Annotated in this window: 19 protein-coding genes; 9 read left to right on the forward strand and 10 right to left on the reverse strand. The window is 73.8% G+C overall.

The features are described 5' to 3' along the window. Positions 1-20 precede the first annotated feature (20 nt). Positions 21-908 (reverse strand): amidohydrolase family protein, encoded by an 888-nt coding sequence (locus ACQP1N_RS22045; protein ID WP_067805936.1) that lies wholly within the window; start codon positions 906-908, stop codon positions 21-23. 20 nt (positions 909-928) lie between these two features. Next, entirely contained in the window at positions 929-1,951 is a 1,023-nt protein-coding gene (locus tag ACQP1N_RS22050; protein WP_433226357.1) for an alpha/beta hydrolase, read from the reverse strand. Positions 1,952-2,123: 172 nt separating this feature from the next. Here ACQP1N_RS22050 and ACQP1N_RS22055 point away from each other — a divergent pair, with 172 nt between their 5' ends. Continuing rightward, positions 2,124-3,110: a diacylglycerol/lipid kinase family protein gene (locus tag ACQP1N_RS22055; RefSeq protein ID WP_067805961.1), complete on the forward strand. Its 987-nt coding sequence runs from the start codon at positions 2,124-2,126 to the stop codon at positions 3,108-3,110. Positions 3,111-3,114: 4 nt separating this feature from the next. On the opposite strand, the gene ACQP1N_RS22060 is transcribed toward ACQP1N_RS22055, so the two are convergent. Together ACQP1N_RS22060 and ACQP1N_RS22065 are read right to left on the reverse strand one after the other, a co-directional pair. Then, positions 3,115-3,675: a PadR family transcriptional regulator gene (locus tag ACQP1N_RS22060; protein WP_067805945.1), complete on the reverse strand. Its 561-nt coding sequence runs from the start codon at positions 3,673-3,675 to the stop codon at positions 3,115-3,117. 57 nt (positions 3,676-3,732) lie between these two features. Then, positions 3,733-4,599: an aldo/keto reductase gene (locus ACQP1N_RS22065; RefSeq protein WP_067805948.1), complete on the reverse strand. Its 867-nt coding sequence runs from the start codon at positions 4,597-4,599 to the stop codon at positions 3,733-3,735. An 82-nt stretch (positions 4,600-4,681) separates the two neighbouring features. On the opposite strand from ACQP1N_RS22065, the gene ACQP1N_RS22070 reads away from it, so the two are divergent. Continuing rightward, on the forward strand, positions 4,682-5,347 hold the full coding sequence (locus tag ACQP1N_RS22070) for a response regulator transcription factor (RefSeq protein ID WP_067805951.1): 666 nt from the start codon (positions 4,682-4,684) through the stop codon (positions 5,345-5,347). A 5-nt stretch (positions 5,348-5,352) separates the two neighbouring features. Here the strand turns inward: ACQP1N_RS22070 and ACQP1N_RS22075 are convergent, their stop codons facing one another. From ACQP1N_RS22075 to ACQP1N_RS22085, 3 genes are read right to left on the reverse strand one after another with little or no spacing between them, the layout of a single operon-like run. Further along, the gene (locus ACQP1N_RS22075; RefSeq protein ID WP_131732975.1) at positions 5,353-5,745 is read right to left on the reverse strand and encodes a hypothetical protein; all 393 of its coding nucleotides are present in this window, start codon (positions 5,743-5,745) and stop codon (positions 5,353-5,355) included. Then, positions 5,745-7,385 (reverse strand): DUF4132 domain-containing protein, encoded by a 1,641-nt coding sequence (locus ACQP1N_RS22080; protein WP_067807028.1) that lies wholly within the window; start codon positions 7,383-7,385, stop codon positions 5,745-5,747. The genes ACQP1N_RS22075 and ACQP1N_RS22080 overlap by 1 nt, the downstream gene beginning before the upstream one ends. A 40-nt stretch (positions 7,386-7,425) precedes the next feature. Further along, positions 7,426-9,939 (reverse strand): DUF4132 domain-containing protein, encoded by a 2,514-nt coding sequence (locus ACQP1N_RS22085; RefSeq protein WP_433226361.1) that lies wholly within the window; start codon positions 9,937-9,939, stop codon positions 7,426-7,428. A gap of 115 nt (positions 9,940-10,054) precedes the next feature. On the opposite strand from ACQP1N_RS22085, the gene ACQP1N_RS22090 reads away from it, so the two are divergent. The 3 genes from ACQP1N_RS22090 to ACQP1N_RS22100 all read left to right on the forward strand — a co-directional run bounded on the left by ACQP1N_RS22090 (position 10,055) and on the right by ACQP1N_RS22100 (position 12,784). After that, positions 10,055-11,506, forward strand: a complete 1,452-nt coding sequence (locus ACQP1N_RS22090) for a flavin-containing monooxygenase (RefSeq protein ID WP_433226363.1) — start codon at positions 10,055-10,057, stop codon at positions 11,504-11,506. Between the two features lie 10 nt (positions 11,507-11,516). Then, positions 11,517-12,284 carry an SDR family NAD(P)-dependent oxidoreductase gene (locus ACQP1N_RS22095; RefSeq protein WP_433226365.1) on the forward strand — a complete coding sequence of 256 codons (768 nt, stop codon included), beginning with the start codon at positions 11,517-11,519 and terminating at the stop codon, positions 12,282-12,284. Between the two features lie 179 nt (positions 12,285-12,463). Further along, positions 12,464-12,784, forward strand: coding sequence for a GroES family chaperonin (locus ACQP1N_RS22100; RefSeq protein ID WP_067807038.1), 321 nt, complete (start codon positions 12,464-12,466; stop codon positions 12,782-12,784). Between the two features lie 45 nt (positions 12,785-12,829). On the opposite strand, the gene ACQP1N_RS22105 is transcribed toward ACQP1N_RS22100, so the two are convergent. After that, positions 12,830-13,840 carry an SMP-30/gluconolactonase/LRE family protein gene (locus ACQP1N_RS22105; RefSeq protein ID WP_433226368.1) on the reverse strand — a complete coding sequence of 337 codons (1,011 nt, stop codon included), beginning with the start codon at positions 13,838-13,840 and terminating at the stop codon, positions 12,830-12,832. A 103-nt stretch (positions 13,841-13,943) separates the two neighbouring features. Here ACQP1N_RS22105 and ACQP1N_RS22110 point away from each other — a divergent pair, with 103 nt between their 5' ends. Next, a complete protein-coding gene (locus tag ACQP1N_RS22110) occupies positions 13,944-14,396 on the forward strand; it encodes a MarR family winged helix-turn-helix transcriptional regulator (protein WP_433226370.1) in 453 nt (150 codons plus the stop codon). A gap of 63 nt (positions 14,397-14,459) precedes the next feature. On the opposite strand, the gene ACQP1N_RS22115 is transcribed toward ACQP1N_RS22110, so the two are convergent. Together ACQP1N_RS22115 and ACQP1N_RS22120 are read right to left on the reverse strand one after the other, a co-directional pair. Continuing rightward, positions 14,460-17,483, reverse strand: coding sequence for an AAA family ATPase (locus ACQP1N_RS22115; RefSeq protein ID WP_433226372.1), 3,024 nt, complete (start codon positions 17,481-17,483; stop codon positions 14,460-14,462). After that, a complete protein-coding gene (locus ACQP1N_RS22120; RefSeq protein WP_433226374.1) occupies positions 17,480-18,607 on the reverse strand; it encodes an exonuclease SbcCD subunit D in 1,128 nt (375 codons plus the stop codon). Before ACQP1N_RS22120 ends, ACQP1N_RS22115 begins: the two co-directional genes overlap by 4 nt. A gap of 107 nt (positions 18,608-18,714) precedes the next feature. Between ACQP1N_RS22120 and ACQP1N_RS22125 the strand changes: the two genes are divergently transcribed. The 3 genes from ACQP1N_RS22125 to ACQP1N_RS22135 all read left to right on the forward strand — a co-directional run bounded on the left by ACQP1N_RS22125 (position 18,715) and on the right by ACQP1N_RS22135 (position 21,441). After that, entirely contained in the window at positions 18,715-19,401 is a 687-nt protein-coding gene (locus ACQP1N_RS22125) for a RibD family protein (RefSeq protein ID WP_433226376.1), read from the forward strand. Further along, on the forward strand, positions 19,394-19,822 hold the full coding sequence (locus tag ACQP1N_RS22130) for a deaminase (protein ID WP_242609061.1): 429 nt from the start codon (positions 19,394-19,396) through the stop codon (positions 19,820-19,822). The genes ACQP1N_RS22125 and ACQP1N_RS22130 overlap by 8 nt, the downstream gene beginning before the upstream one ends. 176 nt (positions 19,823-19,998) lie before the next feature. Then, positions 19,999-21,441 (forward strand): aldehyde dehydrogenase, encoded by a 1,443-nt coding sequence (locus tag ACQP1N_RS22135; protein WP_067802916.1) that lies wholly within the window; start codon positions 19,999-20,001, stop codon positions 21,439-21,441. Positions 21,442-21,458: the final 17 nt, after the last annotated feature.

Consider the following 21,458-nt stretch of genomic DNA (forward strand, 5'->3'; position numbering starts at 1 on the left):
CCGCCCGCTACGGCAGCCCGCTACGGCAGCCCGAAGAGCTTGGCGGGGCCGTTCCAGCAGACGGCGCGGAGCCAGTCGTCGCCCAGGTCGAGCGCGGCGAGCGACTCCAACTGGTGCGCGTACTCGTAGGGGATGTTGGGGAAGTCGGTGCCGAGCAGGATGCGTCCCTCCAGGCCCAGCTCGCGGAGGCGGGGCAGCAGCGCGTCCGGGAACCCGGCCAGCCGGGCGAAGCGGGTGAAGACCATCGTCGTGTCCAGATGGACGCCCTCGTAGGCGTCCGCGAGCGCGAAGAAGCCCTCGAACTCCGGGGCGCCGAGGTGCGCGACGATCGTGGTGAGGCGCGGATGGCGGGCGAGGACCTCACCGAACGGGCCGGGACCGGTGTAGCCGTTGGCGACCGGGCCCGAGCCGGCGTGGACGAGGGCGGGCACACCGGCGTCGGCGAGCATCCCCCACACGGCGTCGAGTTCCCCGGCGCGCGGATCGTACCCGCCGACCTGGAGGTGGACCTTGAACACGCGGGCACCGGCGTCCAGGGCCCGGCCGACGTAGTCCTCGACGCCGGGTTCGGGGAAGAGCGTCGCGGTCTGGAGGCATTCGGGGACGCGGGCGGCGAACTGGGCGGTCCACTCGTTCAGCGACTCGGCCATGCCGGGCCGGTGCGGGTAGGCCAGCGACGTGAACGCGCGGACGCCGAGACCGCGCAGGAACGCCAGCCGCTCCTCCTCCGAATCCCGGTACCGGATGGGCCATTCGGTGCCGATCAGCGGACCGGCCTCGTCGAAGTACCCCCAGACCGCGCTCATCAGCCGGGGCGGCATGAAATGAACGTGGACGTCGATGATGCCGGGCAGCCCGAGCGCCTGCCAGAACGAGGGGACAGCTGAATCAGAATGAGGTTCGGCCACCCCCCGACCCTAGCCGGAGCTCAGGTGATCTCGGCCAGCAGGGCGGGCAGCGTCGCACGAAGCTCCCGGCGCCAGTAGGGCCAGGTGTGGGTGCCCCGGTAGAAGTGCGTCGTGACGGGGATGCCCAGTTTGCCGAGCTTGCCGGCGAACTCCCGGTTGACAGTGCGGGCGAGGACCTCCAGCACGTCCCGGCTCCCTTCACTCCGCCGGCGCTCCGCTCCCCGGGCCGGGTCGCACGGACCGGGGGCGCCGTCGCCGGCGCTGACGTGCAGGCGCACCCCGGCGAGCCGTCCGGCCAGGTCGTACGGGTTGTGCTGCCGCCACACGACGCGCTGCTCGTCGGGGTCGCCCCACACGTTCGTCCAGTCCAGGGCCGGCGCGCCGATCGCGACGCCCAGCTCGACGAGGTCGGCGACATCGAGCCCGGACGGGTCGCGGTACAGCGTGTGCACGGGCCCGCTGAACGAGGCCGCGGCCCGGAACAGGCCGCGATGCCTGGCCGCATACGCCAGGGCGCCGAGACCGCCCGTCGCGTTTCCGGCGATGGCGCGGCCGGGTCCGGCGCGGTATCCGCGTTCCAGGATCTGCCGGAGCTCGGCGAGATGGAACGTCTCCCACTTCGGCGCACCGCCGCCCCCGCGATTCCACCAGTCGGTGTAATGGGCGCACGGGCCGCCGTCCGGCATGACGACGAGCACGCCGGCGTCCTCGGTCAGCTCCTCGATGTCGGAGTGGTCGCTCCAGGCGGTGTGGCCGTCCCGGCCGGCGCGCGCCCCGTGCAGGAGCCAGAGCACCGGCCAGGTGCGGGAGGCGGCCCGTGACCAGCCGCGGGGCAGCAGGAGGCGGGCATGGGCGACGCTTTCCAGGGCGGGTGAACGGACGGTGAGGTCGAGGACGCGGCGGCGGATCCGGCGCTCGCCGACCACCACGGCGCCGTCGTCGGCGGGTGCCGCCGAGGGGGCCGCGCCGCCCGCCGCGACGGACGCCGCGAGCCCGGCGACCATCGCGATGAATCCCGCTCCCGCCACACCGCGCAGCCACATGATTTTCGCCCCGGGTCAATCAGAAGTGCGTCACTTGTAAGGTTCCCACCCGGCACCATGTTTCAACGCTCCGTAATCGGTTTATAAAAAGTCGGGCCGGTTGTTCCGGTCCACGTTCCTTGTAGGGTGACGCGGACGAGGGGGGCGACCGGTCGAGATGCGGAGCGTCGAGATGCGGAGCAAGGCGGAACTGGAATCGGTCATCGCGGGCGGCGGACGCGCGGTGCTGGTGATCAACTCCCGCTCGCGGCGGGGCCGCCGGCTCTACGGCACCGCCCGCCGGCTGCTGCGCGAGTCCGGGCTGGAGTTCCTGCACGTGTTCCCGGTCACCGACCCGACCCGGCTGCGGGAGCTGTTCACCGACGTCCTCGCCCTGGAGCCCGACCTCGTGGTCGTCGGCGGCGGGGACGGCACGGTCGCCGAGGCGGTCGGGCATCTGGCGCACCGCGACATCGCGCTCGGCGTGCTGCCGCTCGGCACCACCAACAACTTCGCCCGCAGCCTGGAGCTGCCGCTCGACCTGCCCGGCGCGGTCCAGACCCTCGCCCTCGGCGGGCCCGACGGCGGGAAGGTCGCGGACGTGGACGTCGGCTGGTTCGAGTCGACCGGCGACCCGCAGGGCGCGGGGCCGGGCGCCGACCGCGAGCACATCTTCGCCAACATGGTGAGCCTCGGGCTGTCGGTCGATGTCGCCGAGCACGTCCCGCACACGCTCAAGCGGTTCGTGGGACGTCCCGCGTACGCGCTGACGGCGGCGCGGCTGCTGCCCCGGCACGAGGCGTTCACCGCGCGCATCACGATCGACGGCGAGACGCACGAGCTGGTGACGCACCAGCTGAACATCGCCAACGGCGCGCACCACAGCGGGCAGCGGATCGCCCGCGACGCCAGCCCCGACGACCGGCTGCTGGCCGTCTACCGGCTGGGCGACGAGCGGCGGCTGCGGCTGGCGTCGGCGACGGCCCGGCACGTCCTCACCGGGCAGTGGCGGTCCCTCGCCGAGGACGCGTTCCTCACCACCGCGCAGGTCGAGATCGAGACCGATCCGCCGATGCGGGTGGACGTGGACGGCGAGATCCGGGGCCGCACCCCGGTGTCGATCAAGCTGCGCGGCAACGCGCTGCGGGTGATCGTCCCGCGGTCGTTCAGCGACAGGTGACCGGCTACTTCGCGGCCTCGCCCGCCATGACGTAGGCGCCCGCCTCCAGCCGGTCGATCAGCCCGCGCGTCCACGCCGTGGCGGACTCGGCGGAGTGCACCCACCAGCCGAGCAGCTCGCGCAGATGGTCGGACGGGTCCCGCTCGGCCAGGTGCGGGGCGACGGACGCGCGCCATCCGGCGAGCCCGTCCAGCCGCTCGCGCAGCAGCCCGATCGCCTCGGCGCGGGTCAGCTCGGTGAGGAACCCGATCCCGGCCGTCAGCATCTCCGGGTGGCGGACGTCGACCGTGGCGATCGCGCAGCGCAGCAGCCGCATGAACTCGGCCCGGCCCGCGTCGGTGATCTCGTAGTCGGTGTGCGGCGGCCCGGCCTCGCTCTCCTCCACCTCATGGGCGCGCAGCAGGCCCTCCTTGGCGAGCTGCTTCAGCGCGTGGTAGATCGAGCCCGGGTTCACGTGGGCCCACTCGTCCGAACCCCACGACATGAGTTCGCGGCGCACCTCGTATCCGTGCGCCCGCCCGAACCGCCGCACTCCGCCGAGCACCAGCAGCCGCGTCGTCGACATCGTCTCCCCCTGATCACAAAACCCGTCCAGGGTAGACGGTGCGGGCGGCGCGGATGGTCAGCTCCGCGACACGGCGAGATCTTCCGGGTGAAGGGCCAGGCCGGCGGCGGCCATGTTCTCCTCCAGGTGGTCCGGGGAGCCGGTGCCGGGGATCGCGAGGGTCACCGGCGACAGGGCGAGCAGGCCCGCGAGGAGCACCTGCGCGACGGTCGAGCCGTGCCGCGCGGCGATCGCGGCGACGCGGGCGTCGTCGGGGATGCCGAAGCCGCCGAGCGGGAAGTACGGCACGTAGGCGATGCGGTCGCGTTCGCAGATCTCCAGGAGTTCGGTGTCGCGGGGCCGGGTGATGTCGAAGCGGTTCTGGACGGCGGCGACGGGCGCGATCTCGCGCGCCTCGGCCAGCTGCGCCGCGCTGATGTGGCTCAGCCCGAGATGCCGGATGAGGCCCTCCTCGCGTAGCCCGGCCAGGACCGCGAACCGCTCCCCGACCGGCTCGGCCACCGGGGCCCGGTCCACCGCCTCGACCGGCCGCAGGTAGACGAGATCGAGGTGGTCGCGGCCCAGTTCGCGGAGGTTGCGTTCGACCTCGGCCCGCAGGCCGGACGCGGGAATCGCGCCGGACGGGAACGGGTCGCCCGGCCCCCGGTACGGCCCGACCTTCGTGGCGATGACCAGGCCGGGCGGGTAGGGGCTCAGCGCCGCGCGGATCATCTCGTTCGCCGCCGGCCCGTCCGGGTGATAGTAGAACGCGGCGGTGTCGATGTGGTTCACGCCCAGGTCGACGGCCCTGCGCAGGATCTTCAGCCCGGTGCCGCGGTCGTTCGGCGGGCCGCCCCGCCGGCTCGCGGGCAGCCGCATCGCGCCGAAGCCCATCCGGGCGACGCGCAGATCGCCGCCGATGTCGAACGTCTTCTGTGTCGTCATGCCCCCACGGTGCCGCGTGCCGCCGTCCCGGCCGAGCCGCTGGCAGCTTGCTGCCAGTGCCCGCGTGGCAGACTGAACGTCGATGAGCCTCGATCCGGACCGGAATGTCGTGCTGCGCGGTGAGGCGGAGCTGGCCGAGCGCGCCGGGCGGCTGTTCTTCGCACGCGAGGAGTTCGCCTGCGCCGCGACGGATCTGAACACGTGGGCGCTGCCGGGGTTCCGGGAGCGGATCGTCGCCGAAAGCCGCCGGGTCCGGCCCCGGCCCGCCGTCCGCAAGCTGTACACCCCGGCGGCGCTCGCGGACGAGGAGTCCGAACGGCGGCTCGTGGAACTCGCCGGGGCCGGGGTCCGGGTACGGATCTGCCCGGCCCCGCTCCCGCACGAGACGATCATCGTGGACCGGCGGGTCGCGATCCTCGCCGGCCCGCCGCGGGGCGGCGTCCGCGAGTACACGGTCGTCCGGTCTCCGGGCGTGGTGCGGGGCGTCGTCTCGCTGTTCCGGGCGGCCTGGGAGACGGCGGACGAGCTGGCCGACCACCGCCGCGACCGGCCGCCCGCGCTGTCCGAAGAGAGCCGGCGCATCCTGCGGCTGCTCGGCGGCGGGCTGAAGGACGAGGCGGCGGCGCGGCGGCTCGGCATGCCGCTGCGCACCTACCGCCGCCGCGTCGCGGAGATCCTCACGCTGCTGGACGCCGACTCCCGCTTCCAGGCGGGCCTCCGCGCCCACGAGTACGGCCTGCTCGGCTAGGGGCTTCAGCCTCCGGCGAGGGGGACCAGTTTGATGAAGACCAGGCCGGGGTCGGTGGTGAGGTCGATCTCCTCGTCCAGGTCCTCCACCTGGCGGTCGCCGGCGAGCACGAAGAACCCATTGGCGAGGAAGGCCCGCTCGGCGATGTCCGCCTGCCGTTCCCAGTCGAGGCGGCGCGGCTCGCGGAGCCGGTAGCCGTTCAGTTCGGTCTCGGCGTCGTCCGGGCGGACCAGGCCGTTGAACCGGTCGGACGGCCGCGCGTTGTGCCGGGCGACCTCCTCGCGGACCCGCAGCCGGATCAGCTCCCGGAGGGTCATCCGCTCCGGCACTCCCTCGACCCGGAACGCGGCGCCGGGCGTGCCCGCCGCGGTCTCGTCCCGGAAGCTCACGGCGGGCATCAGGCACCTCGCCTGATCTGCCGCAGGACGGTCTCGTCGCTGATCCTGTGGTCGGCGGCGAGCAGGAACGCCTTGCCGAGGACCAGCGAGAGCCGCTCGTCCTCGAAGGGCAGGAACAGCCCCCGCTGCCCCGGCCGGCGGGACGGCTCGACGCGCAGGCGGACGTTGCCCGGCTCCATCAGCACGCCCGCCGACCCCAGGTGGATCTTGTAGGTGCGCAGGTCGCCGCGGACGACGAGGAACCGGCCGTCGACCGCGCAGCGGTCGGCGATCCTCGTGCCGGGCAGGATGCGGCGGAGCGCGTCCCCGCGGATCTCGGCGGCGGCGGACAGCTCGCCGAACGGTTCCTCCCGCGTGGTCGAGGTGACGCGGAGGAGCAGATCGACCTCCCGTGTCCCCTCGCTGAACACGAGCGGTGGCACGTCCGCCGGGCGGATCTCCCGCCAGCGTCCGGAGACCCGCCGCTCGAACCGCGTGCCGTCGTGGCGGCAGACCCGCCACGCACCCTCGGCGAAGACGCGCCGCAGTTCGCCGTCGAAACCGCCGCGGGGCGGGGCGGGGCCGGCGCCCGCCGGGGCGGGCCGGTAGGTCTCGCGGAACGCCTGCTTGAACGACTGCGTCATCCGGTTGCCGGTCACGAAGCCGCGCCAGGCCCGCACCGCGCCCGGGAACGCGCGCGCCGGATGCCACAGCCGCACCCGCGCGTCGCCGGACGGGACGGGCAGCGCCCGGCCGTCCAGGGTGACCAGCACGTCCTCGCCGGGGGTGGCCGCGTGCCACCGGCCGTCCGGCGTCTCGAACTCCCAGATCAGGCCGCGCGCGACCATGCCCGTGACCGGGTGGTCTCGGTAGTGGCGGCACCACTCGGCGAACGGCCAGGTCCGCTCGACCGCCAGCAGCGCCTCGATCCGGGTCCGCTCGGCGGCGAGCGTGGCCCGGACCTGCTTCACCAGCGACTTCAGCTCCTTGATCTCGGCGGCGAACGGCACCTTGAGCGCGCCCGGGACGGTCCGCAGCGGGCGGCCGTCCGCGCCGGTGAAGGTGAGCCGGACGGTCATCGGGTCCTCGATGACGAGCACCGCCTGGTAGGCGCCGATGTCGCGGGCGAGCGAGCCGTCGCGGCCGAGGCCGTGCGCGGGCACGCCGCGCTCGACGAGCTGCGCGGGGGTGATGCCGCGGCGGGCCGCCGCCGCCTCGATGGCGGCCGCGATCTGCCGGCCGAGGCCCGGGTAGCGGACGTCGCGGCGCAGCCCGCGCAGCACCTCCAGCGCCTGCGGGTCGGCGAACTCGCTCAGCGCGTTGACCGCGCCGCCCGCCAGCTTCACGGACGGCTCGAACTCGCGGGTCGCCCCGGCGGCGCGGCGGACGATGGCGTCCAGCAGCGGGATCACGCCCGGGTCGCCGAGCAGCGCGGCGGCCCACACCCGTCCGCGGGCGCCCTGCTCGTTCCGCAGCGAGGGGTCGGAGAACGGGCGGTCGCCGACGAGGCTCGGTTCCTTCGTCGCGTACCAGCGCACCCGCCGCAGCACCTCGTCGCGGGCGGCGGGGTCGGCCAGGAGTTCCAGCGTGCGGCGGCGCCACGTGCGCGTCGGCCGTGGCGCGTTGAGCGCGTCCAAATGCGCCCTGAGGTCGTCGGACATGAGGTGATCTTTCCAGAAGCCACCGACGCTTCCCGGTGTTTCAGGTGACCGGGCGCCTGATCTGGGTCAGGATCGCCGCGTCGGTGATCCTGTGGTCGGCGGCGAGCAGGAACGCCTTGCTGAGGATCAGCGAGAGCCGCTCGTCCTCGAACGGCAGATGCACCGAGCCCCCTCCCCCGCCGCCGGCTCGAACGACGCACAGGTAGGAGTCATCGGGTTCCATCAGGATGTTGGCCGAGCCCAGGTGGATCTTGTAGGTGCGCAGCTCGCCCCTCACCACCAGGTAACGGCCGTCGATCGAGCAGCGGCCGGCGATCTTCGTGCGCGGCAGGATCCGCTCCAGCGCCGCGCGGCGGACCTCGGCGTTCGCGGTCAGCTCGCCGAACGTGGCCGCACGCCAGTAGGCGGCGTAGCGGTCCGCGCCGCGGTCGCTCCACCGCGGGTCGGCGGCGATGGAGGTGACGGCGACGAACAGGTCCACGTCCCGCATCGCCTCGCTGAACACGACCGGCGGGACGTCCGCGAGCGGCGTCTCCCGCCGGCGGCGGCCGTGCCCGCGCTCGAACCGCACCTGGTCGGTCGTGGCGTACTCCGGCGTCCCCCAGCCGGCCTCGCTCACCGGATCGTGGAAGAAGCACGCCCGCCACCGCCCACCGCCGAACTCGCCGCACGCCTCGCCCTCGCGGCCGCCGCCGTGGCCGCTGAGGAAGTTCGCCCGCCATCCGCGCTCCTTGAACAGCGCGTAGAGCCGCCGGTAGCGCACGATGTGCGCGGCGAACCGGTTCGAGTACGTCCCGGTCTCCTTCTCGGCCGGGGTGAGCAGGTAGATCTCGCGGAACGCCTGCTTGAACGGCTGCCTGATCCGCTCGCCCGCGATCCGCTCCCGCCAGGCCCGCACTTCGCCCGTGGTCGCCCGGATGGGGTGCCACAGCCTCACCTGGACGGGCCCGCCCCCCGAGTCGGCCAGCGCGGCGTGCCAGCCGCCGTCCTGATCTTGGAACTCCCAGATGAGGCCGCGGACCAGGGCGCCGGTGATCGGGTGGTCGCGGTAGTGCTCGCACCATTCGCCGTACGGCCAGACGCGGTCGTCCGACATCAGGCCCTCGATGCGCGCCCGCTCGCTCGACAGGACGCCCCGCACCTCCTTGGCCAGCGCCTTCAGTTCCTTCAGCTCGTCCGGGAAGCCCTCCTTGACCGCCGCCGGGACCGTCCGCGAGGCGCGTCCGTCCGCGCCGGTGCAGGTGAGCCGGACGCTCGCCGCGTCCTCGATCGCGACCCGCACCGTGTGGGCGCCGAGCGTCCGCTCCACCGAGCCGTCCGGCCGCAGGCCGTGGGCGGGGACGCTGCGCTCGGCGAGCTGCGCGGGCGTGATGCCGCGCCGTTCGGCCGCCGTCCGCAGCGCGGTGTCGATCTGCTTGCGCAGCGCCCGGTTCTTGGTCTTCCCCTGGAGCCGCCACAGCGACTCCAGCGCCCCCGGATCGTCCACCGCGGCGAGCGCGTTGATCGCCGCGCCCGCGAGCTTGAGGTCCTCGTGGACGTCACCGCCGGGCGTGCCGGCGCGCAGGGCGAGGGCGCCGAGGCGCGCCGCCGTCCCGGGGCCGCCGGTCAGGGCCGCCGCCCAGACGATGCCGCGTGCGATGTCCCCGTGGTTCTGGTGGACCAGGTAGTGGTAGTGGTGGGAATGCTCGTCGGAAATCCAGTCCGCGTGCGCGCCGCGCTCCGCGCTGCACAGCGGGTCGTCCCCGGCGAGGGCGCGCAGGCATGCGGCCACGGCGTCCCTCGCGGACGCCTCGTCCGCGAGGGAGACGCACGTCCTGCGCCACTTCTGGGAGGGGCGGGGCGCCGACAGGCTCACCAGGTGCCGGACGAACCGGCTCAGCCCGGCCGTCGGGCTCGCCGCCGTCAGGTCGCGCAGCGGCGCGGCCCACGCCTCGCACACGGGCAGCAGCCCCTCGGGGATGTAGTCCTCGTCCAGGTTCTCCAGCAGCGCCGACAGCCGCCTGGTGACCGGCCGGCGATACCCGATCGGGACGTCGGCCCTGGCGAACCGCCCGTCGACGTGCCTCAGCCAGGGCAGGAGTTCCCGGCGCCCGCCGGGGTCGAGGCGGTCGGCGACGGTCAGGGCGGTATCGAGCATCTCGGCGAACCAGTAGCCGTTCCTCGGGAACTCGCAGGCCCGCTGGAGCAGCACCGCGACCTGGCCCGGCGTCCACGGCCCGGCCACCGGCACGAGAGATCTCACGCGCCGCAGAAGTTCCCAGAAGCCGACGTCATCGAGGTCGGCCACCAGCGCGACGGAGAGGACGGCCGCGCCGGCGTCCGCTCCGGCGCACGCGGTGAGGCGCCGGTGGATCTCATCCTCGATCTCCTGGCGCCGCCGCAGGTGCGCTTCGAGTTCCCGGTCGTCCTTCCAGAGCGTCCCGTCGCCCTGGCTCTCCACGTGCCGGCGGCGCAGGAGGTCGAGGAGCCACTGGGAGCGGCCAAGGGCGGCGAACCGGACGTCGTCCAGGCCGTCGTCCTTGCGGGCCTCGGCGGCGAGGGTGTCGTAGCGCATGGCGGAATGCTGGCAGGAGGCGCGGACAGAAACCCGGCGATCGGGGGCATCTGGTCAGTGACCTCATGGTCACCTAGGCTCGGGAGAGCGCGATAGAACAAGATTCGGGACGGCCATGACGCACAGCGTGGTGATCATCGGAAGCGGCTTCGGCGGGATCGGGATGGCGATCCGGCTCCGGGAGGCCGGCATCCGCGACGTGGTGATCCTGGAGAAGGCCGAGGAGCTCGGCGGCACCTGGCGGGACAACACCTATCCGGGCGCGGCGTGCGATGTCCCGTCGCACCTGTACTCGTTCTCGTTCGAGCGCAAGACGGACTGGTCGCGGCGGTTCCCGCCGCAGCCGGAGATCCTCGGCTACCTGCGGCACTGCGCCCGCAAGTACGGCGTCCTGGCGAACATCCGGTTCGGTACCGAGGTCACCGAGGCGCGGTTCGACGAGGACGCGGCGCTCTGGCGGATCTCCACGACGTCCGGCGCACTGGAGGCGCGGGTGCTGGTCTCGGCGTGCGGGCAGCTGAACCGGCCCGTCCTGCCGCCGATCGGGGGACGCGAGTCGTTCGCCGGGCGAAGCTTCCACTCCGCCCGCTGGGACCACGGCGCCGGCCTGCGGGGCAGGCGGGTCGCGGTGATCGGGACGGGGGCGAGCGCGGTCCAGATCGTCCCGGAGATCGCGAAGGAGGCGGCCGAACTGCGGGTGTTCCAGCGGTCCGCGCCGTACGTGATCGACAAGCCCGACCGGGCGTACCGGAAGTGGGAGCAGGCCGTCCTGAGGAACGTGCCGGGGATGTGGGAGCTGAGCCGCGCCCGCACGTACGCGCTCTACGAGGCGCGGGCGCTGGGGTTCGTCAAGTACCCGAAGCTGATGGCGATGCTGGAGAAGCGGTTCACCAGGACGCTGAAGAACGGCATCGACGACCCCGTCCTGCGGGACGCGCTCATCCCCGGCTACCCGATGGGCTGCAAGCGCATCCTGATCTCCAACGACTACTATCCGGCGCTCACCCGGCCGAACGTCGACCTCGTCACCGACCCGATCGAGCGGATCACGCCGTCCGGTGTCGCGACGGCGAAGCGCGCGTACGACGTGGACGTCATCGTGTACGCGACCGGGTTCCAGGCCGGCGGGTTCCTCGCCCCCATGAAGATCGTCGGACGGGACGGGCGGGAGCTGAACGAGGCGTGGCGGGACGGCGCGCAGGCGCACCTCGGCATCACCGTCAGCGGTTTCCCGAACATGTTCCTGCTCTACGGCCCGTACACCAACCTCGGGCACAACTCGATCATCTACATGCTGGAGTCGCAGTTCCGGTATGTGCTCGGCTGCGTGGCGGCGCTGCGCCGGGCCGGGCTCGCCTGGATCGACGTCCGGCCGCAGGCGCAGGACGCGTTCACCCGCGAGATGCGGGAGCGGATGCGCGCGACCGTGTGGGAGGCGGGCTGCCGGAGCTGGTACATGACGGCCGACGGCACGGTCGTCAACAACTGGCCCGGGTTCACCTTCGCCTACCGCCGCGCGACGCGCCGTCCCGACCCGCGTCACTTCACCGCACGGCCTGCGGCTTAGGCTCGGTGCCATGCCGACCGCCTTCATCACCGGCGCGACCGCGGGGATCGGTGCCGCGTTCGCCCGCCGCCTCGCCTCCGACGGGTTCGACCTGGTCCTGCTGGCCCGCGACGCCGAGCGCCTGGAACGGGCCGCGGCCGAGCTGCGCGACACCTACGCCGTCCGCGCCGAGGCCCTGCCCGCCGACCTGTCCGCCGAGGAGGGCGTCGCCGCGGCCGAGGAACGCCTCCGCGAGGGCGTGGACCTGCTGGTCAACAACGCCGGGTTCGGCCACAAGGGCGTCTTCCTGGACGTCCCCGTGTCGGACGAGGTGACCATGCTCAAGGTGCACTGCGAGGCGGTCCTGCGGCTCACGCACGCCGTCCTGCCGGGGATGCTGGAGCGCGGCCGGGGCGCGGTGATCAACGTCTCCTCGATGGCGGCGTTCGCGACGCGCGGCACCTACGGGGCGTCCAAGGCGTGGGTGGTGAGCTTCAGCCAGGGCGTCGCGGCCGACCTCGGGCGGCGCTCGCACGGCCGCGTCCGGGTGATGGCGCTGTGCCCCGGCTTCGTGCACACCGAGTTCCATGAACGCGCCCAGATGGACATGTCGGACCTGCCCGGCTTCATGTGGCTGGACAAGGACGACGTCGTGGACACCGCGCTCCGCGACCTGCGCCGGGGCGCGCAGGTCAGCATCCCGGGCGCGCAGTACAAGGCGATCGCCGGCGTCGTCCGGTTCGTCCCGCGCGGGCTGATCACGCGGCTGTCGTCCGGGACCGGCCGCAGGTACGACTGACCTCCGCCCATGTGCGGGCGCTGGACGCCGCCCGGCCCGGCCGGCGGCGCCGAGGGTGATCTGCGACGCCGCCGCGATCCGGGCCGATCCCGGCCGGCGGCCCGAGCGGTCCGCGCGGCCGGAGATCATCGCCGGTTCGTGGAACGCCCTGGTTGACGCGGGCGGATAAACTCACCGGCGTGTCCGAGCCGAAGTTCGAAGTCCAGATGCTCCACGACCGGGTCATGATCAAGGTCGAGAAGGACAGCGGCGAGCGCCGCAGCACCGCGGGGATCGTGATCCCCGCGACGGTGGAGCAGGGGAACCGCCTGGTGTGGGGCGAAGTCTGCGGGGTCGGCCACCATGTGCGGATCGTCAAGCCCGGCGACCGCGTGCTGTTCCACCCCGGCGACCAGTACGAGGTCGAGATCCAGGGGGAGAACTACCTCGTCATGCGGGAACGCGACCTGCACGCGATCGCCAGCGAACGGCCCGAGCACGGCACCGGCCTCTACCTCTGACCGCTCCCCCGCGCCACCCGCGAGCGTGCCGGACGGCGGCCGCGGTCAGATACCGCGGACGGCGGCGATGGTGAACGGGATCTCGGGGGTTCCGTCGCCGAGCGGGCCGCCCTTGTCGAACTGGGAGCGGACCACGTAGAGGGTGCCGTGGCGGCGGACGAGCGTCGTCGGCACCTGGAGGGACGCGTCCGCCAGGCTGTGCTCCAGCCGGACGCGGGTCCCGTCGCGCGCCACCCGCCAGCGGCGGATGACGTTGTCGAGGTTGTGGGCCGTCCACAGCCGCCCGTGCTGGAGTTCGAGGCCGTCGGCGTTGCGCATGTCGCCGCCCTGGAGAGCGACCTCGCGGACGGCCCCGGTCGCGAGGTCGAGCCGGTAGAGGTCACCGCCGAGCATGTCGTCGGTCAGCAGGAAGCGGCCGGTGGGGTCGGCGACGATCCCGTTGAGGGTGAAGTCGCCGGGACCGTGCGGTTCCAGGGCGTCCCCCAGGTCGAAGCCCACCGCCAGCGTGGCGGGTCCTCCGCGGGCGCCGGCCAGGTCGCGCGGTGTGACGCGGTAGACGACGGAACGGAGGCTGTCGGTCAGGTAGGCGCCGCCGTCGCGGGCGATGGCGAGGTCGTTGACGAAACGGGCGCCGGTGCCGGGGACGACGAACCGTGCAAGGAGGCGGCGGCTCCCCGTGTCGTACACCGAGACACCGGAGGAGGAGTCGGTCACCCAGAGCCGTCCGGCCCCGTCGACCTTCAGTCCGTTGGCGGTGCGGCGGCCGTCCGCGCCCGCCGGGAGGAACACCTCGGCCGCGCGGTGGCCCGGACGCATCCGGTAGACGGTGCCGTCCTGGAAGGACCCGGCGTACAGGGTGCCGGTGCGGGGGTCGGCGGCGATGCCTTCGGGGTACACGCGGTCGCCGGGCAGCACGTAGGCCGCGGAGATCCGCGCGTGCGGCGCGTGCGGCGCGGCCCGGTGCGCGGGCTCGCGGGCGAGGGCGGGCGGGGCCGCGGCGACGGCCGCGGACACGGCCAGGAGGACGGCCGCGGTGGAGCGGTTGACGCGGAACATGAATCTCCGTTCGAGATGAATCATTAGAACGCGTCCATACAGTAGTTAGAACTCTAACTTACGTCAATGAGCTTCCGTTCGACGGCTCGCTACCATGGGGGACATGACCTCGATGCCCGTCTCGGAGCGGATCGGCTCCCACCTCAAGCGCGCGGAGCAGGCGCTCAGCGGGGCCAAGCACGCCGCGCTGAAACCGAGCGGGCTCACGGTGCCGCAGTACGCCGCCCTGCTCCACCTCGCCGACAACCCGGGCATGTCGGCCGCCGCGCTCGCCCGCAAGTGCTCGGTCACCCCGCCGACGATGAACACCGTCCTGAAGAACCTCCGGGAGCGCGGGCTGATCGAGCGCACCCCGCACGAGTGGCACCGCAACATCCTGGAGACCCGGCTCACCGCCGAGGGCGAGGAGGTGCTGGCGGACGCCGACGCCCGCGCGGTCAAGGTCGAGCGGGGGCTCGCCGCCGAGTTCACCGAGGCCGAGCGGGAGACGCTCATCGCCCTGCTCGGCCGCTGCGCCGGCTTCCTCGACGCGGTCCGTTCCGCGCCCGGCGGCTGAGACACCCGCCGCGGAACGGGACGGGCCGCGGCGTGTCCGGCGGGCCGCCGGGCACGCCGCCGGTCAGACGACGATCGTCGCGGTGGAACCGGCCCGGTTCTTGGTCACCCGGAGCTGCGCGGGGATGCGGGCGCGCAGTTCCGCGACGTGGCTGACGATGCCGACCGCCCGGCCGCCGTCGCGCAGGCCGTCCAGGACGTCCATGACCTCGTCGAGGGTCTCCTCGTCGAGCGTGCCGAAGCCCTCGTCGACGAACAGCGTGCCGATCTCGGTGCCGCCCGCCTCGGCGGTGACGACGTCGGCGAGGCCGAGCGCCAGGGACAGCGAGGTGATGAACGACTCGCCCCCCGACAGCGTCACCGGGTCGCGTTCGAGGCCCGTCCAGGCGTCGGCGACGCGCAGCCCGAGACCGCCGGCGCCCTTCGTGCGGTCGCCCGCCGCCTTGTCGGTGGTGTGGACGAGGGCGTAGCGGCCCCCGGACATGCGGGACAGGCGCTCGTTCGCGGCGGCGACGACCTGTTCGAGACGGGCTGCCAGCACGTACGCCGACAGCGACATGGCGTGCCGGTTCGCGGCGTGCTTGCCCGAGGTCAGGCCCGCGAGCCGCTCGGCGACCGCGTGGCGGCCCGCGGCGGGACGCCACGCGCCGACCGCCGCGGCGAGGTGCCCGCGCAGCTCGGCGAGGCGCTCGCAGCGGTGGCGGGCGCGGTCGGCGGCGCTGAGCGCCGCGGCGTGCACCGCGTCCGCCGCGTCGGCCGCCGCCCGCAGGGCGGCCAGGTCGGGGGCCGGTTCGGCGGCCGCCGCGACCAGCGCCGGGTCGCCCAGCAGGGCGCGGACCTCGGCCTCCTGGTCGTCCCACACGCGGATCTTGTCGCGCAGGACGCCCTGCTCCTCCTCGGAGAGCTCGGCTTCGAGGACCTGCTCGGGCGTGTCGAAGCCCTGTTCCCCGGCCTCTTTTCTCGCCTTGGCGCGGGCGGCGGCCAGTTCCTCGTCGGCGCGGGCCAGGACGCGCAGCGCCTCCACGGCGTTCGCGAGCGCGTCCGCCTCCCCGGTGAGGCGGGCGATGCGGTCTTCGAGGGTCGGGGCGTCGCCGCGCGCCGCGTCCAGCTCGGCGCGGAGCCGGGCCTGCTCGGCGTCGAGCTCCTTGTCCCGGGTGCGGTTCCGGGTGAGGTCGCGGGAGACCTGGTCGCGCTCGGCGCGGACCGCTTCGAGTTCGCGTTCGCGCCGGTCCAGGACGGCTTTCAGCCGTTCGGCGTCCGCCGCCCGGGTCTTCGCGGTTTCGCGCGCCGCCTCGGCCGCGGCGAGATCCGCGGCGAGCGCCTCGGCGGTCAGGTCTTCGACGTCCTTCACAAGGCCGTCGCGTTCGGAGCGCAGCGCCCGGACCTCGCCGGTGCGCTGCTCACGCCGGGCCTGCGCCTGCTCGTAGGCGGCCTGGGCGCGGTCGATCTCGTCCTCGGCCGGGACGACGGCCGGCGACGCGACGGGCGCGGGATGCTCGGTGGCGCCGCAGACCCGGCAGGGTTCGCCGTCCTTCAGGTCTTCGGCGAGGACGGCGGCCATCCCGTCCAGGCGGGCCTGCCGCAGTTCCTGCGCGCGGTCGCGGGCCTGCTGCGCGGCGTCGATCGCCGCGCGCCGCGCGTCCTCGGCGGTGGCGAGCAGCCGCTCCACCTCGTCGCGGCGGCGCGCGGCGGCGAGGCGGCGGGTCGCCTCCCGGACGGCGGCCTCCGCTCCGGGACGTGCCGCCGCCGCGACGGCGGCCTCGTCCAGTTCGGCGCGGCGGGCCTCCACGACACCGGGGAGTTCCGCCAGCGCGGCGGCGAGCCGGGCGTCCCGCGGTTCGAGCCGCCGCAGGCCGTCCGCCAGTTCCGCACGTTCCCGTTCGATGTCGCCGAGCCGGGCGGCGGTGGCGCGCTTGCCCTCCAGCATCGCGACCTCGTTCCGGCGGTCGCGTTCGGCCTTGGCGAGGACGTCCTCCGGCGCCTTCGGCGGCAGCAGCGCGGCGACCTCGGCGCGGGTCTCCTCGGCCCAGCGGCGCGCCCGCACCGCCTCGGCATGCCGGGCCTGCACGTCCCTCACCAGCGGGGCGGCCCCGCGGGCGCGTTCCGCGGCGTAGAGGCGGGACGCGATCCGCGACTTCTCCCCGGCGTGCCCGGCCAGGGCGTCGCGCCGGGCGAGGGCCTCGGCGTGGCGGCGCCGCCGGTCGGCGAGCCCCTTCGCGTCCTCCCATGCCTCGCGGGCGGTCCGCAGCGCCGCCGCGGCACCGTCGCGCAGTTCTTCGGCCACCGCACGGAGGTCCTCGTGCGCGCCGGCCAGTTCCGCGGCCCACGCGGGCAGCGCATCGACCTCGGCGAACGGCTCCACGACCGGTTCCCCCCGGCGCGGGGGCGGGACGGCCGGACGGTCCCCGCGCGGCGGCCGGGCCCCGGTCGCCTCGGCGATCCGGTCGGCGATCGAGGCCGCCGCGCCGTCCAGTTCGGCGGCCTGCCGTCCGGTCGCGGCGCGCCGGTCGGCCAGCCACTTTTCGACCTGCGTGAACACCTCCGTCGCGAACAGCCGCTCCAGCACCCGGCGGCGCTCGTCCGCCCCGGCGCGCAGGAACCCGGCGAACTCGCCCTGCGGCAGCAGCGCGACCTGGCAGAACTGCACGGCGTTCATGCCGAGCATCCGCGACACCAGGTCGCCCGCCTCGTCCAGCCGCGTGGTGAGGCCGGTCCACTCGCCGTGTTCGAGTTCCTCAAGGACGACCTTGGCGTGCTCGGTCGTCGTCCCGGAGCCGCGCAGCTTCGGCCGCTCCCACGCCGGCGACCGCGTGATGCGGAGCCTGCGGCCCCGGATCGTCGTCTCCAGCACCACGCGCGGCCCGGTGCCGGGCGGCGCGTGATCGCTCCGCAGCCCCTTCACCGCGTTCCGCACCCCGGGGACCTGGCCGTAGAGCGCGAAGCACACCGCGTCCAGGACGGACGTCTTGCCCGCGCCCGTCCGGCCCTGGATGAGGAACAGCCCGGCGTCCGACAGCGCGTCGAAGTCGATGACCTCGGTGCCCGAGAACGGCCCGAACGCGCTGACCTCCAGCCGGTGCAGTCTCAAACGAGGGCCTCCTTCCGGCGGCAGTCCTCGAACGCCTCGTGCAGGAGGGCGCGCTCGGAGGCGGTGGCGGGACCGTCGGTGACCTCGGCGACGAAGTCGCCCGCGATGTCCAGCTCGGAGCGTTCGCGGACGCGTTCGGACCAGGTGCGGGCGTCGCCGGTCCCGCCGCCCTCGGGGTCGAAGCCGAGGACGAGCGTGTGCGGGAAGCGGCGGCGCAGCCGTTCCATCGCGGCCGGCGGCCGCCGCGCGTCGGTGAGCGTGATCTGGAGCCAGCGGTCCTCGAACTCGTCGTAGGACGCGCCGGTCAGCAGGTCGTCGATGCTGCCGCGCAGCCGCGCGAGCCGGCGCGGCACGGGCGCCTCGACGAACTCCGCCTCGACTCCACCGGCGCGCAGGTCGACCAGCCAGGAGCCCTTGACGTGCCGCTCCTCGGAGAACGAGTACGCGAGCGGCGAGCCCGAGTAGCGGACGCGGTCGGTGATGCGCCAGGCGCCGTGCAGGTGCCCGAGCGCCGCGTAGTCGACGCCCTCGAACACCGACGCCGCCACCTGCGCGGACCCGCCGACCGAGATGTCGCGCTCGCTCTCGCTCGACCGCCCGCCCGTGACGAACGCGTGCGCCAGCACGACCGAGCGCCCGGGGCGGCGGGCGGCGTCCTCCCGGACACGGCGCATGGCCTCGGTCAGTGCGGCGGCGTGGCTGCGCTCGTCCAGATCCCACGGGTGGCGGACGAGTTCGGGCTCCAGATACGGGATGCCGTAGACGGCCGCATCACCGACGATGACGGGTTCCCCCACGGTCGCGAAGTCGGTGCGGACGTGCACACCCGCCTTGTCCATCAGCGACGCCCCGAACCCGAGGCGGCGCGCCGAGTCGTGGTTGCCCGCGATCAGCACCACGCGGGTGCGTTCGGCGAGCCGCTCCAACGCCTCGTTGCACAGCTTCACCGCGTCCACGGCGGGCAGCGCCCGGTCGTAGACGTCCCCGGAGATCAGCACGCACTCGACCCGCTCCGCCGTGACGGTCTCGACCAGGTGGTCGACGAACGCCGCCTGCGCGGCCAGCAGGTCCTCACGGTGGAACGATCTGCCGAGATGCCAGTCGGAGGTGTGCAGGATTCGCATGTCCCGGCAACCATAGGCGCCCCCTGCGGCACATCCGGCACAGAAACGCCGAGCCGCCCCAAACGATCTTGAATGCCGCGCCGGCGGGGCTCCCGTAGGGTGACGGCGTGAGCGACCGTCCCTATGTGCTGCTGAGCTGCGCGATGTCCGCCGACGGCTACATCGACGACGCGGCCCCGCAGCGGCTGCGGCTGTCCAGCCCGGCCGACTTCGACCGGGTCGACGCGGTGCGCGCCGGCTGCGACGCGATCCTGGTCGGCGCCGGAACCGTGCGGGCCGACAACCCCCGGCTGCTGATCCGTTCCGCCGCACGCCGTGCGCAGCGGGCGGCCCGCGGGCTGCCCGCCGACCTGACCAAGGTCACCCTGACCTGGAGCGGCGACCTGGATCCGGGCGCCCGTTTCTTCACCACGGGGGAGGCGCCGAAGCTGGTGTACGCGCCGTCCCCCACCGCCGCCGGGCTGTCGGCGCGGCTGGACGGCCTGGCCGACGTCATCGACGCGGGCGACCCGCTCGCCCTCCCCGCGGTGCTCGGCGACCTCGCGTCCCGCGGCGTCCGGCGGCTGATGGTCGAGGGCGGCGGCGCCGTCCACACCCTCTTCCTGACGGCCGACGCCGTCGACGAACTGCAGCTCGTGGTCGCCCCGTTCTTCATCGGCGACCCCGCGGCGCCGCGTTTCGTCCGGCCGGGGACGTTCCCGCAGTCGCCCGGCCGCCCGATGCGCCTGGAAGAGGTCACCCGCATCGGTGACCTGGTCCTGCTCCGCTACCTGGCCGGGGCTGGGCGTGGATGACCTCGGCTGGCTGGAACTGGCCTGCGACCTGGCGGAACTGTGCCCGCCGTCCGATACCGCGTTCTCCGTCGGCGCGGTCATCGTCGGCGCGGACGGACGCGAGATCGCGCGCGGCTTCTCCCGCGAGAACGACCCGCACGACCACGCCGAGGAGGCCGCGCTGGCCAAGACCACCGCAGACCTCACCGGCGCGACCGTCTACAGCTCCCTGGAGCCCTGCGGGCACCGCGCGTCCCGTCCCCGCCCCTGCGCCGAGCTGATCATCGCCTCCGGCGCCCGCCGCGTCGTCTTCGCCTGGCGCGAACCCCGGCTGTTCGCCGAGGGCACCGGCGCCGAACTCCTCGAAGCAGCCGGCATGACCCTGCTGGAACTTCCGGAACTGGCCCTCCGAGCCCGCGCCCCCAACGCCCACCTCCTCTGACCCGAGGCATGAAACTCACCGGTGACGGTCGGTCCCGGCCATCTCCCGGTTATCGGACGATGGGTGAGACCCGAGTCTCATTGCTCTTGCCAAGGCACGGGGCGCCCATGCGATGCTGGGCCAAGCAAGCATTCGGTTACACGAATTCGGCCCGTCGGGCAGGGAGGCACAGCAGCATGCGCGAGCACGATCGGCTGTTCATCGGCGGTGAGTGGGCCGCCCCGGCCGGAACCGGCACGATCGACGTCATCTCCCCGCACACCGAGGAGGTCGTCGGACGGGTGCCCGAGGGCACCGAGGGCGACATCGACGCGGCGGTCGCGGCGGCGCGGCGCGCGTTCGACGAGGGGCCCTGGCCGCGGATGACGCCCGCCGAGCGCGCCGAGATCGTCGGGCGGCTGTCGGCCATCTACGCCGAGCGGCAGCAGGAGATGGCCGACCTCGTCACCGCCGAAATGGGCTCGCCGATCATGTTCTCGGTGTTCGGGCAGGCCGCGATCCCGCAGATGGTGCTGCAGTACTACGTGGACCTCGCCGGCACCTACACGTGGGAGGAGCAGCGGCAGGGCATGCTGGGGCCGGTCACGGTCACCCAGGAGCCGGTGGGCGTCGTCGCGGCGATCGTCCCGTGGAACGTCCCGCAGTTCACGCTGATGCTCAAGCTCGCGCCCGCGCTGATCGCCGGCTGCACGGTGGTGGCCAAGCCGTCCCCGGAGACCCCGCTCGACTCCTACCTGCTCGCCGAGTGGATCAAGGAGGCGGGCATCCCCGACGGCGTGGTCAACGTCGTCCCGGCCGGCCGCGAGGTCGGCGCCCACCTGGTCGCGCACCCCGACGTGGACAAGGTGTCCTTCACCGGCTCCACCGCCGCCGGGCGCAAGATCGGCGCGGTCTGCGGCGAGCAGCTCAAGCGGGTCACCCTGGAGCTCGGCGGCAAGTCCGCGGCGATCATCCTGGACGACGCGGACCTGGCGTCCACCATCGAGGGCTTCAAGCTCGCCTCGCTGATGAACAACGGGGAGGCGTGCGCCGCGCAGACCCGCATCCTCGCCTCCCGCCGCCGCTACGACGAGGTCGCCGACGCGCTCGCGGCCATGGTCGGCGGGCTGGCCGTCGGCGACCCCGCCGACTACGGCACCGAGATCGGCCCGCTGGTCACCCGGCGGCAGCAGGAACGCGTCGAGAACTACGTCCGGATCGGCCAGGACGAGGGCGCCAAGGTGATCACCGGCGGGCTGAACCGCCCGCACGACCGCGGCTGGTACGTCGCGCCGACCGTGTTCGGCGACGTCGGCAACGACATGCGCATCGCCCGCGAGGAGATCTTCGGCCCGGTGCTCGTCCTCATCCCCTACGACGACGAGGCCGACGCCATCAAGATCGCCAACGACAGCGACTACGGCCTCGGCGGCTCGGTCTGGACGTCCGACGTCGACCACGGCATCGAGGTCGCCCGCCGCATCCGCACCGGAAGCTGCGGCGTCAACATGTACACCCTCGACCCGAACACCCCCTTCGGCGGCTACAAGAACAGCGGCATGGGCCGCGAACTCGGCCCCGAGGGCCTGACGGCCTACCTGGAGCACAAGTCCATCCCCCGCCCCGCCCCGCCCGCCTGATCCCCGGCCCCGCGCCG

This window comes from Actinomadura formosensis (assembly GCF_050948385.1).
GTDB lineage: Bacteria > Actinomycetota > Actinomycetes > Streptosporangiales > Streptosporangiaceae > Spirillospora > Spirillospora formosensis.

Excerpts from the sequence above, each read along its gene's own strand:
- ACQP1N_RS22060 (WP_067805945.1), bottom strand. The coding sequence starts at position 3,675 with ATGTCGACGACGCGGCTGCTGGTGCTCGGCGGAGTGCGGCGGTTCGGG.
- ACQP1N_RS22050 (WP_433226357.1), bottom strand. The coding sequence starts at position 1,951 with ATGTGGCTGCGCGGTGTGGCGGGAGCGGGATTCATCGCGATGGTCGCC.
- ACQP1N_RS22135 (WP_067802916.1), top strand. The coding sequence starts at position 19,999 with ATGCGCGAGCACGATCGGCTGTTCATCGGCGGTGAGTGGGCCGCCCCG.
- ACQP1N_RS22110 (WP_433226370.1), top strand. The coding sequence starts at position 13,944 with ATGACCTCGATGCCCGTCTCGGAGCGGATCGGCTCCCACCTCAAGCGC.
- ACQP1N_RS22120 (WP_433226374.1), bottom strand. The coding sequence starts at position 18,607 with ATGCGAATCCTGCACACCTCCGACTGGCATCTCGGCAGATCGTTCCAC.
- ACQP1N_RS22075 (WP_131732975.1), bottom strand. The coding sequence starts at position 5,745 with ATGCCCGCCGTGAGCTTCCGGGACGAGACCGCGGCGGGCACGCCCGGC.
- ACQP1N_RS22070 (WP_067805951.1), top strand. The coding sequence starts at position 4,682 with ATGAGCCTCGATCCGGACCGGAATGTCGTGCTGCGCGGTGAGGCGGAG.
- ACQP1N_RS22065 (WP_067805948.1), bottom strand. The coding sequence starts at position 4,599 with ATGACGACACAGAAGACGTTCGACATCGGCGGCGATCTGCGCGTCGCC.
- ACQP1N_RS22080 (WP_067807028.1), bottom strand. The coding sequence starts at position 7,385 with ATGTCCGACGACCTCAGGGCGCATTTGGACGCGCTCAACGCGCCACGG.
- ACQP1N_RS22055 (WP_067805961.1), top strand. The coding sequence starts at position 2,124 with ATGCGGAGCAAGGCGGAACTGGAATCGGTCATCGCGGGCGGCGGACGC.
- ACQP1N_RS22105 (WP_433226368.1), bottom strand. The coding sequence starts at position 13,840 with ATGTTCCGCGTCAACCGCTCCACCGCGGCCGTCCTCCTGGCCGTGTCC.
- ACQP1N_RS22085 (WP_433226361.1), bottom strand. The coding sequence starts at position 9,939 with ATGCGCTACGACACCCTCGCCGCCGAGGCCCGCAAGGACGACGGCCTG.
- ACQP1N_RS22095 (WP_433226365.1), top strand. The coding sequence starts at position 11,517 with ATGCCGACCGCCTTCATCACCGGCGCGACCGCGGGGATCGGTGCCGCG.
- ACQP1N_RS22090 (WP_433226363.1), top strand. The coding sequence starts at position 10,055 with ATGACGCACAGCGTGGTGATCATCGGAAGCGGCTTCGGCGGGATCGGG.